This window comes from Dankookia rubra, from assembly GCF_004355005.1.
Taxonomy (GTDB): Bacteria; Pseudomonadota; Alphaproteobacteria; order Acetobacterales; family Acetobacteraceae; genus Paracraurococcus; species Paracraurococcus ruber_A.
Map to the genome: position 1 here is coordinate 1 of NZ_SMSJ01000372.1, position 421 is coordinate 421.

General features: G+C 63.4%; 2 pseudogenes. One reads left to right on the forward strand and one right to left on the reverse strand.

Features of this window, described 5'->3' with window-relative positions:
• Window positions 1–101, forward strand: a pseudogene (locus E2C06_RS37015) (IS5-like element ISMex42 family transposase); the annotation flags it as partial.
• Here the strand turns inward: E2C06_RS37015 and E2C06_RS37020 are convergent.
• A pseudogene (locus tag E2C06_RS37020) lies at window positions 91–309 on the reverse strand (integrase core domain-containing protein); the annotation flags it as partial. The pseudogenes E2C06_RS37015 and E2C06_RS37020 overlap by 11 nt on opposite strands.
• Window positions 310–421: the final 112 nt, after the last annotated feature.

Here is a 421-nt window from a genome sequence, read left to right on the forward strand (position 1 = left end):
TGAAAGAGTGGCGAGCCGTCGCTACCCGCTACGAAAAGACCGCCGCATCCTTCCTCGGCGTGCTCTGCCTCGCCGCCACCGCAGATTGGCTCAGGCGCTAACGGGGCCTAGTTGACCTTGGTTGGCGAACGCCCTCGGGGTCAAGTTGCCCAGGGCTGAATGTGGCCGCTCCTCGTTGTAGTGGCACCTCCATTCCTCGATGCGCTGCTTCGCATCAGCCAAGGACAGGAACCACGAGGCGTTCAGACATTCGGCGCGGAACCCGGCATTGAACGCCTCGATGAAGGCATTGTCCATGGGCTTCCCGGGCCCCCCCTGTGGCAGGGAAGTTGTCCGGCGCCTTGAGATGATCTCTCATTTTCAGAGGGGCGGGACGGAGGGATGAGTTGGCCCACTCGACGGAACGCCGCGCGGCGGTTCT